Consider the following 18,391-nt stretch of genomic DNA (forward strand, 5'->3'; position numbering starts at 1 on the left):
TCTTAAAGCTTTATATTTGCTTTAAGGGAATTTTTTTGCGTATAGGACAGTCCACAGCCCATTCCCTCCGCGTATGCCGGTCATACAGTATAAAATGCCTGATGCAGAAGTGCTGTATAACGATCAATATTGCAGGGAGTGGAATGTTTGAAAACAAACATGAAAACAAAAACAAAACTGACTGGCCGCGTCATCTTTAAAGGAGATCCAGGTTATGAGGCAGCACGTAAGAACTGGGACCCACATACCGACAGGTATCCTAAAGTCTTCGTTTTTGCCCAAAAAACGAAAGATGTCTCCAATGCCATCAAATGGGCTCGTGAAAATAACGTACCGATCCGGCCGCGAAGTGGAAGACATGCACTTGAGGTTAATCTGTCACAGGTGAACGGTGGGATTGTCATTGATGTCAGTGATCTGAACACCATCAAGCTGAATAAAACAACAGGAACAGCCGTTGTGGGAGCGGGAAACCGCGTTGGGAGAATTGCACATACACTCGCACGCCAGGGGTTTATTGCTCCATTCGGCGATAGCCCTACAGTAGGTATAGGCGGTATTACGCTGGGAGGAGGCATCGGTCCTCTTCAACGCACGATTGGTCTAATTAGTGATAATTTGCTCGAATTCGAGATGGTGGATGCGAACGGGAAAATCATTCGTGCAAACAAAAAATGTAACGCAGATCTGTTCTGGGCATCTCAAGGCGGTGGAGGAGGGAACTTCGGGGTCTACACCCGTTACAAGTTCAAAGTACGCCGTGCACCAGCCAGAGCGACAGTCTACCGGATTACCTGGCCATGGGCTCAATTCGAGAAGCTGCTCAAAGTGTGGCAAAAGTGGGCTCCATCGGTGGATACCCGGCTCGGGAGTGAACTGTCCATCGGGCCCAAAAAGGGCGGAAATGTCAGTATGGAAGGTCTGTTTCTTGGTTCCAAATCGGAGGCACTACGGCTGCTAAAACCGATGACCAGCACGGGTACGCCTTCCCAGACGATCATACGGTCAGTCCCTTACACGGAAGCCGTCACTTTTCTGTTGCCGCCCGATCCAGTGCTTACCCAAAGATACAGTAATCAATTTTCCTCCGGGTTTGGCCGAAAACCATTCCCGGATCGGGCAATCCAATCGATGCGAGAGTTTCTGGAACATGTGGAAGGTGAGTTCGCCGGATTCTTTTTCCTGAACTGGGGCGGTGCCGTTAGCCGTAAATCACCTACCTCCACAGCATTTTACTGGCGTAAAGCCAAGTTCTATGTGGAATGGAACAGTTCATGGACCAAACCGTCCCAGGCAGCAAAAAACATTGCGATTGTGCGGAACACACGCAAAAAATTACAGCCATACATCGTCGGTTCGTACATTAATGTTCCAGATCAGGGAATCAAACGTTCGGGGCCTGTATACTACGGAGCGAACTATGCCCGTTTGCGCAGAGTCAAAGCGAAATACGATCCCCAAAATGTGTTTAATAACCCGCAAAGCATTCGTCCGGCACGCACTTTAAAATGAGAGTGATGGAAATAGGATTACACGGGTGTAATTGAAAAATAGAAGTCATGGAAAAGGAGCCGCTTATCGCGGCTCCCGGACTCTACGCCAATATAACGGAGTCTATTTTACAGACACTTTTGTGTGTGTATTTCTTTCCAAACTTACTCTTCGCTTGACTAACATTCTGTTAGAATGCCCCTCAACGCCTTCGAATTAGACAAGTACGTATTGCACATACATTAGTCTAATTACTTTTTTTGGTTAGCCAGCCACTCCATAAGTGTTACGGCTTTGCCTTTGATTTTCACAGGTTTGCCATTGAAGTCTTTGGAGATGTCATTATTCAGAACAGGAATCCAGGACCAGTGCCCATTGTATTCATATGGAGCATTATCCCCGTTCCCTTTGGTATATACCCCACTCATATCAATTACCTTATCAAAATAGGAGTAATGAGCTTGTTTGGCTCCTGCAGCAATCAACCGCTTGTAGGTGGCCGTTGACGTTTTGGACGTATCCACCGTCTGATCGGCTCCTGCAGCTGTGAACCAGATCGGAATGTTCTTCAGTTTGGCGATATCTTTTTTGGTTAACAAGGCATCCTCGTATGCTTCTGCGGAAGGATAAGCAGCGGCAAAGTAATCCGGGTTCGCAAGCAGCATATTTAGAGTCATAAATCCGCCATTAGAGCATCCGCCAATGTAGATGCGATTCGTATCAATATCCGCTGCATGCTGTTTGACATATTTTTTGATCAAAGCGGTTAACGGTTGGGTATACATACTTTTTCCGTCCTTGGTATATTGCCCGGTTCCGTCATTCATCCAGAATGTTGGTGTTTGTGGAACCAATACAGCAGCATCTCCAAAATACTTTTGAATCGATTCATCGGCTAACGCTGTTACTTTATTGCCCAGAAGGGCAATTCTCGGATCGGTACCTCCTTCACCAGCACCGTGAAGCCAGATGATCAATGGCTTTTTCTTGCTGGTATCGGGCATATAGGAAGCATAGGTCAGATTAATCTGACCAAACTTGGAGTCTTTGTAGCTGAATTTGCCTGATGAATCAAACACATCAACACCCTGTTCTATCATCGTGTGTGGCGTATCTGGTCTTGTGGTTAGATGCTCGACGGCATTGCCCGTGTTATCCTGGAGTGATTTTTGCTGAATAATCGTATATTGAAGGTCTGCATATCGATTAGTAAAACTCTGAAGATCAAACGTAAACGGGCTACTTGTCATCAGATCTGGATGAACTTTCATTTCAATTGTAATATATTGTCCACTGGACATGGAGATTTTATTGCCATCTTTGTCGGAAAGGTAGGCTCGCTCTATCGTTCTGCTACTGCTATCGAAGCCATCGTATTTTTGCTGGGTTTGAAAATTAATCATCGGATAACTTCGTTCTGCAAGAACTTTGAACGTGTCTGTAGTAAGTGTGTTTCCTTGAATGGCTACGCCGGCATCGAGAATGATTTTGTACACACCAGGACCCCAATCATACCCTTTGGTCACAAGGGAGTAGGAGAGAGGAGACCGTGTATCAGAAGAATTGTTTGCGCTTACATTACTGGAGACGAGAAGAGTTGAAGTCAGAGCAAGAGCCAGGAAACCGGAGAGCAGTCCTTTTTTCATATTCATCAGCATATACCTCCAAATGGTTTATGTATTCAGCCTTAATCATTGTACCATTTCAGGATTAACATGGGAAATTGGATTGCTTTCTCCTGCTTATTTGCAAATAAAAGAACCGCCTGAAGATCACCATGAGGTGAAATCCAGACGGTCTTTCTTATATTATTAGTGTTTAACGGCTTCGCCGGCAAACACTTCAACGTTCAAAGGCGCAGCCATGAATGCCGGAGCTTCTTTTACAAAGGCTTGGAAGTGAGCACTGGTGTTATGAGCAGCGTTTGCTGCTTCGTCCTTCCACAGCTCGATCATGGTGTAGCTTTGCTCACGTTCTGTGCTTTTAACCAGATCATAGCTGATGTTGCCTTCTTCTTGACGTGTCGCAGCGATCAGTTCTTTGGCAGCAGCCAGGAAAGCTTGTTCTTGAGCGGCTTGTACTTGCAAATGTGCGTGAATGATAATCATCGTTGTAACCTCCAGATCGTATTTTGCAATTTTGTCTAAAACTATCTATGATACTGTGTATCCACTTGTCGAAGCGGTCAGAGCGTCTTAATTATAGCAACAGTTATAATCTGCTTATGCCCAAGTTGTGATTGTATCTACAGGCAGACGGTAAGATGGGTGTCCTTCTTTCGCAGATTTACCAATGGAAACCAGCATAACTGGTTGATAACGATCTTTGTCCATGCCAAATGTTTCTGCAATTTGGTCTTTCTCATAACCACCGATCGGGTTCGTGTCATAACCATGTGCACGCGCAGCCAGCATCAATTGCATGGAAGCAAGGCCAGCATCAATCAGGTTAACGTCACGCAGATCGGAAGCAGGCATGTTGTCATAATAAGGTTTAACAATTTTCACTTGTTGCTCTGCAATTTCTTTTGGCATAAATCCATGCTCAACAGCTTTGCCAAAAATTTCTTCCAAATACTCGCCATTTTTCATATCGATGAACACACCGATCACAGCAGCGGAAGTGAGCACTTGATTTTGGTTGAATTTTGCAAGTGGTGCGAGCTTTTCTTTGCCTTCAGGTGTATCTACAACCAGAAAACGCCAAGGCTGCATGTTTACAGAAGATGGAGCACGGGAAGCTTCTGCCAAAATTTCAGTCATTTCTTCACGGCTGATTTTCACTTCAGGGTCATACAGTTTGACGGAACGACGGCCGTAGGTAATTTCGTTAAAATCATTGGTTTTTTGGAATTTGCTTTGTGTTGTAGTCATGGAAATCTCTCCTCTATATATGGGTGTTAAAAATAAGGTTTAAAAATTGTTTTGCATTCGTTCCAAGAAATTGGCAAGTGCATGAATCTCGTCTTCACTGAAACCATCCAGAATTTGATGAATATAACTCGTTTTCTCTGTTTTATATCCTTCAATCTGTTTGCGGCCATGATCCGTGAGACGAACAAAGGTTACCCGATTATCCTCAGGGTTTTTGCGTCTTGTGACCATCTGGTCGGCTTCAAGTTGTTTCAGATGGCGCGTAATTGCAGCACTGTCGATGTTAATAATTTTCTGGAGCATGGACTGGTTAATCTCGTCAACCTGATCAAGCTCATGCAGAATTTCAAAACGAGAGGAACTGATCCCGGTGCAGCGTTCAAACTTGGGACTGATTCTGTTCCCCAGCACATTCAGCAGATTAATGATCTGCTCTTCTTTGGAAACCATACGTGTCATGACTAGACCTCCCGGGTGAATCCAATCAACAACGGCGTATGTGAACAAATAATTAAAGTTGCCAGTATACAATGCCATTGCTTCATGATTCTGTGGCTGCTCTCAATCGTTGATAGATCAATAGTTGATACGTCAATCATTGATGGCTCAATTAATATAACATGTGATTTTGGATAATGCAACAGGTTTGGAGCATTTAAAAAAAGATTTTTTTGCTTTTCAAATCATGAGATATGCATACGAACCAAGTTTTTGTTTCTATAGCTTATCCCTAGATGTATGATTTAACTCTATGGGGCTGGATCTGATCCCGGGTTCCATTGATAAAAATGAGAAGCAAGGGTTTATCCTAAGGAAAGGGGTTACCATGGAAACAAATCATTGGATTAAAAGAATGAAGCAACTATATATCTCTTCTGTACACATCTGTCATTATGCTGGTATTCCAGAGCAAATCCAGCACAGGGTATGGAAAAGGTTCGCCTTATGTAGAGTAACTGATGGCAGAGGTACTCTGATGATCGATAATGTGATGCATACCGTTTCTCGTGACGATTGGTTTATGTTGGCTCCAGGTATGCATGTGGAATTACAGACAGATATGGAAGCTACTCTTCGATATCAGATGATCTTATTTTCCGGTGCGGGACTTGTTCGAACACAGAATATTTGGCGCACACAGGCATTTGATTTTCCTTTTACGGGCAAGCTTCAACTTTCTTCCAACAGGCGAGATATTCAGGACATGATGGATCGATTAATCTATAAAAACCACACTGCATCCGAGTTGGAGAGCACAGCCAAGAAACATCTTTTACACCAGTTGTTGATTCGGTTGCTGACTAGTGTGGAAGTCATCGCTAAACCTCAGGCAGGAATGGATCTGGCAATGGATTATATGACGCGCCATTATATGAAGGAGATCCGGATGGATGAGATGGCCCGCATGGCGGGACTTAGTGTGAATCATTTTATAAGAACATTCAAACGTCAATTTAGGCTGACACCGATGGATTATATCTTGAAACAGCGTATGGCGAAGGCCAAACAGCTATTGTTTTCAACAGACAAAATCAAGGAAATCGCGGAGCGAGTTGGATATAGAGATGAGCACTATTTCAGCAGGGTATTTAAGAAAAATGAAGGTGTTGCACCAACATTTTATATGAAAAACAAAGTTAGTCGTATTGCAACATTGTATTATGGTCTGGATGATGTTGTGTTTACGCTCGGGTTAAAGCCTGTGTCTGCGTTGTCTTATGATCAGAGAGTGACTCATTCTGTGCAAATGCCTACACGCCAAGCAGATTCTCCGCAAGGACTTATTCTGGACAGTTCCGGTCAGCATTATGATCAATTGAGGGGATTGCAGCCGGATCTGATCATCACGAGTGATCGTATGGAGCCGAATGAATCTCTGCAACATATTGCGCCAACGGCTATTCTTAAACACACGAATCAAGTTGGGGAAAGTCTGCTGTATGTGGCGGACATTATGGGACGCAATGAACAGGCTATTCACTGGATAGAACAGCATGCGGAATTAAGCCGTGTTCTTCAAGCGCATATTCATTCCAAATGGGGGAAACAGACGGTGATGTTTATCCGTGTGTGTTCCGAATTTTCTCGCATGTATGGTCTCCATACCCAGACGGGTACCTTGTTATATGAAGATTTGGGGTTCCAAATCCCTGGGCATTACCCGAACGAGCACTGGGCAGTGGAGATGAATATCCACGATGTGCAGCTATACAATGCGGATCATCTTTTTATTATGGTGGATCCTACGAAAGAAGCGCATGCTCAATTACAACAGCTGCAGAAGTCTGTTGGGTGGTTGGCATGCAAAGCGGTGCAGGCAGGGCATGTTTATGATGCGGGCGATATTTTTTTCAAAACGTTGGGTCCAACCGGACGTTTAGCGGCGATGCGATATGTAGCCGAGAAACTCGGTGTTACCGTAGGGTGATATTTTACAAATGAAGAGAGTGGAATAATCCATGGCAAGCTACTTTGCTTTTCCCTACCATAATGATAATGATTATTATTATTAAGTAGAGAAGGGGAATGACAATACATGATAAGACAGAGAACAGTTTATATGATCCTGTTGTCCCTGTTCGTGCTCGTTCTGGCAGCATGTGGCAAGACAACATCGGAAGCAACAAATGGAACGTCTGCGAAACAGGACACAACGGTTGAAGAGAAGGGCACACAAACGGTTAAACATCTGAAGGGGACTTCGGTTGTACCGCAAAAAATAGAGCGTATGGTTGTATTATCTGCTGCGTACATTGATCACATGCTCACCATTGGTGAGAAACCTGCGGGCGTTAATGTGGAAGTTCGTTATGGTGGAGATTACTTGCCTTATCTGGCAGATCAGCTTCAGGGTGTTCCAACGGTAGGGTCGGCAGATAGTCCCAACCTTGAAGCGATTGTTCAGATTGATCCCGATGTCATTGTGATTGAGAGTCGAACAGCTGAAAATTCATATGATCAGTTGGAGAAAATTGCTCCTACGATTGTATTAGGTAACGATTGGATGGATTACAAAGGCGATACAGCGTTTTGGACTCAGGATTTACTGACTATTGCTGGAATGTACAATAAGGTTGATCTGGCTAAAGAAAAAATCGCGGAAGTAGAGCAGCAAGCAGATCAACTTAAAGCTAAAATAAAACAATTGGATCAGAAAAAACTGGCTTATCTAAGAGTAAGGGAGAAGAACCTGCAGATTTATGCGGCAACAGGTCACCCAACCAACACGCTCTTGTATCATGATCTTGGGTTTGAACCTTCTGCAGTGACACCTGCTGAACAACGTGAGGATTTGTCCATGGAGAAGATAGCAGATATCGATGCCAATTATGTTGTGCTTGAAGCAGATCCAAATGCTCAGGACTATTTAAGTAAAATGCAAGAAAGCTCACTTTGGAAAAACGTCCCGGCTGTTGGAACTGGTCAGGTCTATCAAACCGACTCCTTCTGGCTATTTAAAGGATGGGGAGCTATAGGACGAAGCGAAATATTAAATGAAATTAAAGATATGATTCAATAGATGGTACGTTATTCAGGGCATGACCGATCAGAGATGTTGGGAGTGTTGGAGACTTCTTTTGTGACGAGCATTCGTGGGGCAAATGAAGCTTCCATATATTCGTTTGGTGTCAGAGATCTTTTGCTTGAAGAGAAGAGAGACCAGATATTGTACGAACAAGCCGTACAACAAGGACTGGAGCTCGGCGGTACAGGAAGTGTAGCGGTCGGAACTCTTTTTGCCAAGCGGTATTCCGTATGGGTAATGGCTGTAATCTCAGCTAGCAGTTTATACGATACTATCCTGAACATTGAGGAAGATATCGTCCGATTTGAATTGAATGGAACAGGCGGAATGCGCTATGAGACCCAACTGGAGCTAGGGCAAGCTCTGGACAGCAGGAGGCAGGGGCCTGCAATGGAACCGTCAAGTGAAGTTCTGGTTCAGCGAAAGACGGAAATCAGCTTGCTTCGGGACCGTTTGCAGCTTCATTTGAACCGGATTTTTCAATCGATTGCCGAGGCAACGGGAGCAAGTATCAGGGTAATGAATGCACTGGTTGCCCATAATGTGCAACAATTGATTGCACAAATAATACACGATAGTGACATATGGAAAACACAAGATCGGCTTACGCTCATTGAGCATGATGCGATTATATGGCTGGAGGAGTCAAAGGATAATCCATTTTACACTCGTTTGCAGCGTTTTGAACATCCGGATTGGCAGGGGGCGCCGTTTCTAATTCGTCGGTATTGCTGTCTGGCATATCAAGTTAATAGTAGCAGTTCTTCTCATGGCTATTGTACCAGTTGTCCAAAACTAGATTCAGAAACGCGAGAGCGCATGCTTTTGAAACGCTAATTGTATAGAACACGTTTAGACAAAAAAACAGTTACAGTCGGTATATCTCCGAAGGTAGCTGTTTCTTTTTTGCGTAAGAGCCTTGCCTTCAAAAACCAAGAAATTCCTGTGAATTAGGCGGCTCACATAACGAGTCCTAGGCATAAAGTATAGGAATACAACATCGGAAAAGGGCTCTTATGTAGGAGGGAGGATAATCTTGTGAGTGGCATATCCAAAAAGAAGCGCAGGTTATCTTTAATCAGCAGAGCACGGAGTAAAGGTCGAAAGAAGTCAAAAAAACGGTTGATCTCAAAAAGGGCGACGTGATCGGGCTGTTCTATGCGGCCAATGGCTTGACCGTTTCACTAAACTTAGGCAGTGGTTCAACAAACGGGATTTATTGGTCTGTTCATCAGATGACTTGAACATGTTTTATTTCGTGTAAACGAACAAGTGAATTTATTATTTTTATGCTAAATGACAATAAAGCGGCCTCGAACTTCCAATGCTTGAGCTGAACTCATATAATAACGCTAATTACATTCGGGTACTGTAGTATAACACCTGGATGATCATGTACGATGCAACGAAGCCTGTTCCTGGAAAGATACGAAAGGGTTGATGAAGCATGGGCCTGGAAGCTTTGAATGAACAGGTGAAGCGTGATTTAGCGTTGTTAAGTTTTGGCGGAACCAACTGGGTCCGTGCACAAGAGCATCTGGAAGGGCATGTATATGATGTTGTTATTGTAGGTGGAGGACAGAGCGGGCTTGGGGCTGCATTCGGACTTCTGCGCGAACGAATCTCGAATATTCTAATCATCGACGAAAATGCGGCCGGGAAAGAAGGACCTTGGGAAACGTATGCACGAATGGTTACGCTGCGGACGCCCAAACATCTGACTTCAATAGACTTAGGTATACCATCTCTGACCTTTCGCTCATGGTGGGAGGCTCAGGCAGGTGTTGAGGGATGGGAAAAGATCGACAAAATCCCGCGCAGGGATTGGATGGATTATTTGCGTTGGTACCGGGAGGTGCTGGATCTGCCTGTGCAAAACGAAGTGAAGTTGCAACGGATTGAACCTACGCAGGAAGGGATTCATCGGCTGCATGTAAGCGGAAAAGGGACATCCCAAAAGATTATTCTTGCCAGGAAAGTTGTGCTTGCGACCGGTATACAAGGGGGCGGAGAGTGGTATATTCCATCTCTAATCGCAGATCATCTGCCGAGAGAATGTTATGCACACACTTCGGAAGAGATTGATTTTGAACGGTTAAAAGGGAAAAAGGTTGCTGTCCTGGGTGGTGGGGCCTCGGCCTTTGATAATGCAAATCACGCCCTTGCCTCCGGTGTGGCCGAAGCTCATGTTTTTGTCAGGCGTGCACAGCTGCCGCAAGTGAATCCAATTCGACAAATGGAACAATCCGGCATGATCGAACGATTTCACGCATTACCTGTTCCTGACAAGTATCGAGTGATATCTCACTTTTTCAAATTTAATCAACCGCCCACCAATGATACATTTAACCGCGCAGCCTCTTGGCCTGGATTTGAGCTGCATCTGGACTCCCCATGGCTTGGCGCAGAAGCGACAGACCAAGGAGCCCAGGTCCAAACCGCGCACGGCACGTATACATTTGATTTTCTAATTATAAGTACGGGTCTGCTCAGCGATCCCGCACTTCGCCCTGAACTTCGACTTGTGGAGCAGCATATTGCTCGTTGGCATGACTGTTACGAAGCTCCGCCGGAATTTCGTAATGTGTTGCTCGATGCACACCCCTTTTTAAGTCCCGGATTTGCAATGACCAGTAGAAGTGAACAGGGAAAGTCGTTATTGCATGGACTGTTTATATTCAATTATTCTGCACTGGCCAGCTGTGGTTTATCGGCTTCAGCGATATCGGGAACAAGGAGCGCCATCCCCAAACTGGTTTCAGGCATAGCGGATCAGTTGTTCCTTGATGACCGGGAGGTTACGCTGCAAGAGTTTTACAAGTATAATGAACCGGAATTCACAGAGACATGGGTGAAACGTCATGTGCTTGGTTAAGAGATAACTTCATAAGTGGCCACCATGCACTTCAGTCATAACATGCAATCCTAATATGTAATTCGTGCAGCATACGATGCTGTGCGTTTTTGCTTTTTTTACGATGTGACTTACGCTCGGTGCACATTTGTTGTAAAATGTCGTTTGGAACATGTTTAAAGGTAGGGATAAAGAAATGGAACCTAAGAAACAATTAAAACAAATGAATTATGAGCAGTTTAGAGCCCATGTAAAAAAAATGTCACGTTTACGCAAGGTTCCCCTGATCAAAATTGTGGCTTTTCAAGAGAAGTTTATGAGGATAGAGGAATTGCAGTTTTATGACGTGGAACACAATTATATGAGCGTTCAGGCCTGTAATACGTTGTGGATGAACCTGGAAAATAAATCATTCCGTAACATGGTGTCTCAGCCATTGCAGATCTATCAGCAGATGCCCAATCTTGGGCGGCTTTCTTTCGAGAATCTGATCCGGGAATTATATGATACCGCTGTACCCATTCTTATGGATTATGATCCTGCCGAATACTACACCCTGGAACAGTTAGTTGAGATACTGGCAACGGATGAGGAAAAGTTAATTGAGCAACTGGAGATGGGAAGATTCAAGGATGCTTTTATTAATGAAGAAGGTAAATGGCTCAAACCCAAACCGGAAGTGGGGAGTATCGAGTCGCTGTAGCAGGAAGCTCCGCTTCATTATAGCAAGAGTACGAGTATCATAGATTGTAACGCCAAAATCCTGCAACATCGCCGCCAAAATCGGCGGTAGTTGCAGGATTTTTGATGAGGTAGCTAGTAAACATATCGAATAACAAATCCATCTCTGCAGGAATTGGGAGATTCGGGCATCGATATGATACGCTGGCTCTGGATCATGATGCTTTTATCTTCTGTGGAACAGCCTACGGAGGAAGCTTCAACGATTCATAAGTCGAATGATGAATGTTTTTGAAGGTTTTTAAATTATCTTGAATGAAAATGGTTGTTTTTTACGGGATATATGATACTATAGAAGCAGTTGGAGGAATGTATATGCTGACTGAAGAACGATATGCCGCAATTGTAGAGCGCTTACATTTACAGGGAATTGTGAAGTTGCAAGAGCTAGTTGATGTGTTGGGTGTTTCTGAATCCACGATCAGAAGAGATTTGATTGATCTGGAAAGCCGTCAGATGCTCAAACGTATTCATGGTGGTGCCTCACTGGTGAATGAAAAATCATTAGAACCAGGTATGGAGGAAAAAACGTTCAAAAACATTCAACAGAAAACAGTGATTGCCCGGTTGGCAGCACAGGAAATCCAGAATGGTGAGTGTATTTACCTGGATGCTGGCACAACAACACTGGCTATGATCCCTTTTATTGAAGCCAGGGATGTAACGGTGGTCACCAATGGACTCTCCCATGTGGAGGCACTGGTAAGCAAACAAATTCGGAGTTACTTGCTGGGCGGCATGATGAAAACTCATACCAAAGCAGTGATCGGCAGCATCGCGCTGCAGAACATGGACAATTTCCGGTTTGACAAGTGTTTTCTGGGAAGTAACGGAGTGGACCCTGAAATGGGGTATACAACACCTGATCCGGAGGAAGCCTTGATTAAGAGGCGAGCACATCAATTGTCGGGAAAATCTTATGTGCTGGCTGATTCCAGCAAAATAGGGGATATTACTTTTGCCAAATTGTTTGATTTGGAGGAGGCAGATCTGATTACGGAGCGAATGCCAGAACATTGGCGGTCGGTAATCACCCAGAAAACTAAAATAATTGAGGGATAGCGATGATATATACGATAACACTCAACCCGTCCATTGATTACATCGTCGAAGTGCACGATCTAAAACTTGGCGGACTAAACCGCATGAATCGGGATTTGAAACTACCTGGCGGCAAAGGCATTAACGTTTCACGGATTCTGAATCAGCTCGGAGCGGCCAATACGGCTATCGGATTTTTGGGCGGCTTTACGGGACGTTTCATTAACGACAAGTTGCAGGAAGAAGCTATTCAAACGGACTTTGTTACCATTGCAGATGATACTCGCATTAACATTAAGCTGAAGCACGGGGAAGAAACCGAAATTAACGGTCTCGGGCCAGCGATTCGTGCAGAAGAGGCGGAGCAACTGCTGAATAAACTGTCTTCTCTGAAAAAAGGAGATATCGTCATTCTCTCTGGCAGTGTTCCGCCCTCACTCGGTTCTGATTTCTATAATCGTCTCATTCAAGTTTGCAAGCAGACAGAAGCCGAGTTTGTCATTGATACAACAGGACCGGCACTGATGGAAGCGCTCGTTCATCAACCATTGTTGGTAAAGCCGAACCATCATGAGTTGGCAGAATTGTTCGGCGTGACCATTGGGACACGTGAGGAACTCGTATCTTACGGACGTAAAATGCTCGAAGCGGGTGCCAAACATGTACTGATCTCCATGGCTGGAGAAGGAGCATTGTTCATCACGGAGACGGATGTTTATCACGCAACCGTACCTAAGGGCACCGTGAGAAATTCAGTTGGTGCAGGCGATTCCATGATTGGTGGATTTGTAGGGACATACGTGCTGCAGGGAGACTTGCTTGAGGCATTCCGCACGGGGGTAGCTTCCGGCAGTGCGACTGCTTTCTCCGATGACCTTGCTACTCGTGAGTTTATAGAAAAATTGCGTAATCAGGTTACGATTACAACGCTTTAAATGGCAAGAATAAAGTAAAGTGAAGAACTGATGCAGGGCCTGCCATGTGCAGGCCGACGAACTTAAGGGAGTGTTCCAAGATGAAAATCACTGACTTAATGATCCAGGAAACGATGATCATGGATCTGCAAGCAACAACAAAAGCCGAGGCTATTGACGAATTGATTGCCAGCCTTAACCAAAGTGGACGGATTAATGATCCGGTACTGTTTAAGGAAATGATTTACAAAAGAGAAGCGGAGTCCAGCACAGGCATCGGTGGCGGAATTGCCATGCCACATGCCAAAACCAAAGCGGTGAATGAACCGACAGTTATTTTTGCAAAAAGTAAACAAGGTTTGGACTTTGAAGCACTGGATGACCAACCTGCTCAACTCTTTTTCATGATTGCAGCTCCAGAAGGTGCAGGTAATACACATCTCCGCACATTAGCGGCTCTTTCAAGGTTGTTGGTTGACAGCGATTTCATTGCCGAACTGATGAACACCAATACGCCACAAGAAGTGAGCGCGTTGTTTGATGCAAAACAGGCGGAAGCCGCGGAGAAGGAAGCTGTGAAAGAGAAAACAAAAGCGGACAAAGCTGCACAGGCAACCTCGACTGAAAGTGATACTAACAACGTGAAAAACAACTTGGGTGTCATTGTTGGCAATGCGAATTCAGAAGACTTTGTTGTCGCTGTTACAGCTTGTCCGACAGGTATTGCTCATACATTTATGGCTGAGGATGCTTTGAAGAAAAAAGCACAGGAAATGGGCATTAACATTCGTGTTGAGACCAACGGTTCTGAAGGTGCGCAGAATGTGCTCACTGTGGACGAGATTGCTCGTGCTAAAGGGGTCATCATTGCTGCTGACAAAAATGTGGAGATGACTCGCTTTGATGGCAAACCGGTTCTGCAGAGACCGGTAAGTGATGGAATCCGCAAATCCGAAGAACTGATCCGTAAAGCGGTGAATGGCGATGCGCCAATCTATCGCAGTCAAGGTGGAAACGCGAAGGATGAAGGTGCAAGCGATAGCAAGATGAGCGTGGGAAGCAAAATTTACAAAGATTTGATGAACGGGATTTCACACATGCTGCCATTTGTTGTCGGCGGTGGTATCCTGCTCGCGATCTCCTTCTTGGTTGAGCAGCTTGCAGGTTCTGATAATCCGATTTTCAAATTGCTGCAAACGATTGGTGGACAAGGAGCGTTCCACTTCCTCATTCCTATACTTGCCGGATTTATTGCGATGAGTATCGGTGATCGTCCGGCCCTGATGCCTGGTATGGTTGGTGGTTTGATGGCCGTAAACTCCAATGCAGGTTTTCTTGGTGGTCTGGCTGCCGGTTTCCTCGCAGGTTACGTTGTCATTGGTCTCCGTAAAGCGCTGAAAGGTCTGCCTAAGGCGATTGACGGCTTGAAACCGATTCTGCTCTATCCGGTACTTGGTTTACTAATCGTTGGTACGATTGCTTATTATATTTTTGATCCGGTTTTCGGTGCTTTGAACACATGGCTTGTAACTGCACTCGGTAATCTGGGTACAGGTAATAAAGTATTGCTTGGTTTGCTGCTCGGGGGTATGATGGCGATTGATATGGGCGGCCCGTTTAACAAAGCGGCTTATACCTTTGCGATTGGTGTATTTACATCCAGCGGCAATACAGACGGTGCTTGGATGGCAGCGGTTATGGCAGGCGGTATGGCTCCTCCACTGGCGATTGCGCTTGCAACAACGTTCTTCAAATCGAAGTTCACGGAGCAAGAGCGTAAATCCGGTCTGACAAACTATGTACTTGGTCTTTCCTTTATTACAGAAGGTGCAATTCCATTTGCAGCGGCTGATCCGCTTCGTGTACTGACCTCCTGTATTATCGGTTCTGCGGTAGCAGGTGGACTTACACAGTTGTGGAGTATTAACGTTCCTGCTCCGCACGGTGGTATTTTCGCAGCGGCACTGGCTAACCATGCATTGCTCTTCCTGCTTGCTGTTGCGATTGGCTCTGTGATCTCAGGTCTAATTCTGGGATTGTGGAAGAAGTCACCTACGCTTGTTAAATAATAAAATGGTTTAATGTTAGCTCGAGTGATCGTATTACACCAACGTGTTACGATGGTCGACCCCAAGCATCTCTCCAATGAATAAATTCATGGAGGGATGCTTTTTTATGTTTGTTGTTACGCTTGCCATCATGGAGAACGATCGGATCAAAAGTCCGGTACAGAAGCAATTTTCTCACAATGCGGAGCATTATGTCCCCAGTGTAATTCATGCACAAGGCGAGGACCTTGCTCTTCTCGTTGAAAACCGAATGGATCGGAAGCGGGTCTCTTTTACGAAAAAAATTGATTTTGATGATTGGTGCCAGGCGTGCGTCCCTCTGTGGATAGGCTCGTTTTGAGCTTGAAGCCAAGTTGTTGCATGCAAAGACCGTAAAAAGACATCGTAATGAACTATGATAGACATAAATCAAGGCAGATTTACCTGTTCGAAGGTAAGTCTGCCTTTTAGCGTGAACCTGCCATAAAATAGCATGAACTTATAACGATGTATCAGATACTAAATTCAAGGTTTTAAAATAACCTTGGTGCATTCATCCTCGTGATCGTTAAAGATCTGGTAAGCTTCGCTTGCGTTATCTAGTGATATCCGGTGTGAAATAATTTCGGTTGGATCGAATTCGCCAGCCGTAATTTTGCGGAACAGTTCAGGCATGTAATGAATCACAGGAGCTTGTCCCATTCTAATGTTAATATTACGTTCAAACAGATTGCCTAAAGGGAACATATTGTAGGAAGAGCCATAAACGCCTGTAAGCTGGAGTGTCCCAAATTTGCGCACGGCTTTCATGCCGATTTCAATAGCACTGAGTGCTCCGCCATGAAGTTTCAACTTCTGACCGATTTCTTCCAGCATCGTTTTTTTGCCATCCATACCAACACAGTCAATGACGATATCTGTTCCACCATGGGTTATCTCGCGGATGTGCTCACCCATATCATCATACTCTTCAAAGTTAAAGACCTCCGTATCATTCATACGTTTGGCTCTGTCCAGCCGATAAGGCAGACGATCCACGGCGATAACCCGCTTGGCTCCTTTCATCCAGGCAAACTTCTGTGTCATCAGCCCGATGGGGCCGCTACCAAGCACAGTGACGGTATCACCCGGTTTAACGCCGGCATTTTCAACACTCCAGTATGCTGTTGGCAGCACATCAGAAAGGAATAGCAAAGCTTCATCTTCCAGCTCACAGGATTCAGGAATAACAAATGGAGTGAAGTTGCCGTACGGCACTCGCATGAGTTCAGCCTGACCACCCGGATGACCACCGTATCGCTCGGTGAAGCCGAAATAACCTCCTGTATGAATGGTGGGGTTTCCATTGGAATAATCACACTGACTTTCCATGTCATGGTTGCAATAAAAGCATTCACCGCAGGCAATGTTGAAAGGAAGCACAACCCGGTCTCCTTTTTTTACTCGTGTCACCTCGGGTCCAACTTCTTCCACAATCCCCATGGGTTCATGACCAATGACATAATCTTTGGCAGCAGGAAGCGCCCCCTGATAAATATGCAAATCCGATCCACAGATCGCGGTTGAAGTAATACGAACGATAATATCATCCTTCTGCTGCAGTGCAGGGTCTTCAACCTGTTTTACTTGAATGTCCTTGATGCCCTGAAACGTAACGGCTTTCATCTTCATACTCCTCCATAGGTTTATACTAATTTAAACGACAGGCCACTTCACTTTACGCAACGCATCCAGCAACTCTGGTGGAGCATTCAGATTGTCTCGTACCAGATCACGCGGTGTTAAAGCCATCCACTGATTGAGAGAAACATCCTCAAAACGGTCACTTCGGAAGATTTCCAAAAACCATAAGGTGTCTTTACCAGTATTTTGTATATAATGCCCCATGGCTACGGGAACATACCCCACATCTCCTGCCCGGTAATCAAAGGTGCGTGCGTTACCATTGCCACCAAAGACGGTCATTCTGCCTTCACCTGTCAAATAGTATTGCCATTCGTCTGCATTCGGGTGCCAGTGTAGTTCTCGCATCGCTCCGGGTTTGATCTCAACAAGGGCTGCAGCGACAGTGGTGGAGATGGGGAAGTTGGTGGAATCTACGATGCGTACACTGCCTCCGGGTGTAATCAAGGGCTCCTGTGCAAGCAAACGATGGGTAAACGGGAGAGGAACCGTTCCGTAGGGAGATTGGATCTCCTGGCTCTCCAGTGAACCGGGTACATGATCTTGAAAAATATAAACCTGCTCCTTGGGCATCGACTGAAAAGCCGATTCAGGAACGCCAAAATTCAGCGATAATACCTCAGGCGGAGTATGAGCAAACCAGTCAGAGATTGATAATGTGTTCAGGTCAGAGAAGCTGCCATCATCAAATACTAATAAAAATTCGCACCCGTTTTCCAGACCTTGGATCGAATGAGGCAGCCCTTTTGGGAAAAACCAAAGATCACCCGGGCCAACGTCCGCGATGAAATTCCGCCCGTTCTGATCAACAGAGGTGATCCGGGCCGTTCCCCAGATCATATAGGCCCATTCGGATTGCTGGTGCCAATGCAGTTCACGTACGCCGCCTGGAGTCAGGCTCATATTCACTCCCGCAAGCGTAGTGGCGACAGGCAGATCGCGTACCGTAATCTCGCGTGACCACCCACCGTGGTTCAGTTGCATATGGGTGTCCGAGAAGGACATTCTGAGGTTAGGTAACAAGCCGTTATCCGTCTTAGGTGGAACGAGCATATCTGGGTTTTGTCTGTCTCTCAGTACATCCCGTGGTCCATAATCGGGTCCTCCTGCACCGTCACTGCGAATAGGCTGTGGGATGATGAATGGTTGAGCACTGGGTTGTTTTTCTTTACTCATCACGATGTCTCCTTCCGATCCGCCGCGTTACAAGTCATACGGAT

The 18,391-nt window shown here is 45.3% G+C and carries 16 protein-coding genes; 10 read left to right on the plus strand and 6 right to left on the minus strand.

The annotated features are described in order from the left end of the window. The first annotated feature begins 159 nt into the window (after positions 1 to 159). Positions 160 to 1,512 (plus strand): FAD-binding oxidoreductase, encoded by a 1,353-nt coding sequence (locus ACUTVW_RS04505; protein ID WP_445644976.1) that lies wholly within the window; start codon positions 160 to 162, stop codon positions 1,510 to 1,512. Positions 1,513 to 1,742: 230 nt separating this feature from the next. On the opposite strand, the gene ACUTVW_RS04510 is transcribed toward ACUTVW_RS04505, so the two are convergent. From ACUTVW_RS04510 to ACUTVW_RS04525, 4 genes are all read right to left on the minus strand, one after another. Beyond that, positions 1,743 to 3,143, minus strand: a complete 1,401-nt coding sequence (locus ACUTVW_RS04510) for a prolyl oligopeptidase family serine peptidase (RefSeq protein WP_445644667.1) — start codon at positions 3,141 to 3,143, stop codon at positions 1,743 to 1,745. 159 nt (positions 3,144 to 3,302) lie between these two features. Continuing rightward, entirely contained in the window at positions 3,303 to 3,599 is a 297-nt protein-coding gene (locus ACUTVW_RS04515) for a putative quinol monooxygenase (RefSeq protein ID WP_445644668.1), read from the minus strand. Between the two features lie 114 nt (positions 3,600 to 3,713). Continuing rightward, complete coding sequence (locus ACUTVW_RS04520) at positions 3,714 to 4,364, minus strand: nitroreductase family protein (protein WP_445644669.1); 651 nt, start codon at positions 4,362 to 4,364, stop codon at positions 3,714 to 3,716. A 39-nt stretch (positions 4,365 to 4,403) separates the two neighbouring features. Next, positions 4,404 to 4,823 carry a MarR family winged helix-turn-helix transcriptional regulator gene (locus tag ACUTVW_RS04525; RefSeq protein ID WP_445644670.1) on the minus strand — a complete coding sequence of 140 codons (420 nt, stop codon included), beginning with the start codon at positions 4,821 to 4,823 and terminating at the stop codon, positions 4,404 to 4,406. A gap of 367 nt (positions 4,824 to 5,190) precedes the next feature. Between ACUTVW_RS04525 and ACUTVW_RS04530 the strand changes: the two genes are divergently transcribed. From ACUTVW_RS04530 to ACUTVW_RS04570, 9 genes are all read left to right on the plus strand, one after another. Further along, positions 5,191 to 6,792 (plus strand): helix-turn-helix domain-containing protein, encoded by a 1,602-nt coding sequence (locus ACUTVW_RS04530; RefSeq protein WP_445644671.1) that lies wholly within the window; start codon positions 5,191 to 5,193, stop codon positions 6,790 to 6,792. 108 nt (positions 6,793 to 6,900) lie between these two features. Further along, positions 6,901 to 7,884 carry an ABC transporter substrate-binding protein gene (locus tag ACUTVW_RS04535; protein ID WP_445644672.1) on the plus strand — a complete coding sequence of 328 codons (984 nt, stop codon included), beginning with the start codon at positions 6,901 to 6,903 and terminating at the stop codon, positions 7,882 to 7,884. Between the two features lie 60 nt (positions 7,885 to 7,944). Beyond that, positions 7,945 to 8,727: a hypothetical protein gene (locus ACUTVW_RS04540; RefSeq protein WP_445644673.1), complete on the plus strand. Its 783-nt coding sequence runs from the start codon at positions 7,945 to 7,947 to the stop codon at positions 8,725 to 8,727. A gap of 610 nt (positions 8,728 to 9,337) precedes the next feature. Continuing rightward, positions 9,338 to 10,765, plus strand: coding sequence for an NAD(P)-binding domain-containing protein (locus tag ACUTVW_RS04545; protein ID WP_445644674.1), 1,428 nt, complete (start codon positions 9,338 to 9,340; stop codon positions 10,763 to 10,765). Positions 10,766 to 10,940: 175 nt separating this feature from the next. Beyond that, positions 10,941 to 11,447 (plus strand): hypothetical protein, encoded by a 507-nt coding sequence (locus tag ACUTVW_RS04550; RefSeq protein ID WP_445644675.1) that lies wholly within the window; start codon positions 10,941 to 10,943, stop codon positions 11,445 to 11,447. 353 nt (positions 11,448 to 11,800) lie between these two features. Continuing rightward, a complete protein-coding gene (locus ACUTVW_RS04555) occupies positions 11,801 to 12,547 on the plus strand; it encodes a DeoR/GlpR family DNA-binding transcription regulator (protein WP_445644676.1) in 747 nt (248 codons plus the stop codon). Between the two features lie 2 nt (positions 12,548 to 12,549). After that, on the plus strand, positions 12,550 to 13,461 hold the full coding sequence (gene pfkB, locus ACUTVW_RS04560; RefSeq protein ID WP_445644677.1) for a 1-phosphofructokinase: 912 nt from the start codon (positions 12,550 to 12,552) through the stop codon (positions 13,459 to 13,461). An 80-nt stretch (positions 13,462 to 13,541) separates the two neighbouring features. Continuing rightward, positions 13,542 to 15,509: a PTS fructose transporter subunit IIABC gene (locus ACUTVW_RS04565; RefSeq protein ID WP_445644678.1), complete on the plus strand. Its 1,968-nt coding sequence runs from the start codon at positions 13,542 to 13,544 to the stop codon at positions 15,507 to 15,509. Positions 15,510 to 15,615: 106 nt separating this feature from the next. Next, positions 15,616 to 15,849 (plus strand): hypothetical protein, encoded by a 234-nt coding sequence (locus ACUTVW_RS04570; RefSeq protein WP_445644679.1) that lies wholly within the window; start codon positions 15,616 to 15,618, stop codon positions 15,847 to 15,849. A gap of 164 nt (positions 15,850 to 16,013) precedes the next feature. Here the strand turns inward: ACUTVW_RS04570 and ACUTVW_RS04575 are convergent, their stop codons facing one another. Both ACUTVW_RS04575 and ACUTVW_RS04580 read right to left on the minus strand, forming a co-directional pair. Continuing rightward, positions 16,014 to 17,153, minus strand: a complete 1,140-nt coding sequence (locus tag ACUTVW_RS04575) for a zinc-dependent alcohol dehydrogenase (protein WP_445644680.1) — start codon at positions 17,151 to 17,153, stop codon at positions 16,014 to 16,016. Between the two features lie 30 nt (positions 17,154 to 17,183). Beyond that, positions 17,184 to 18,347 (minus strand): oxalate decarboxylase family bicupin, encoded by a 1,164-nt coding sequence (locus tag ACUTVW_RS04580; RefSeq protein ID WP_445644681.1) that lies wholly within the window; start codon positions 18,345 to 18,347, stop codon positions 17,184 to 17,186. Between the last annotated feature and the right edge of the window lie 44 nt (positions 18,348 to 18,391).

The organism is Paenibacillus sp. TSA_86.1, from assembly GCF_052691815.1.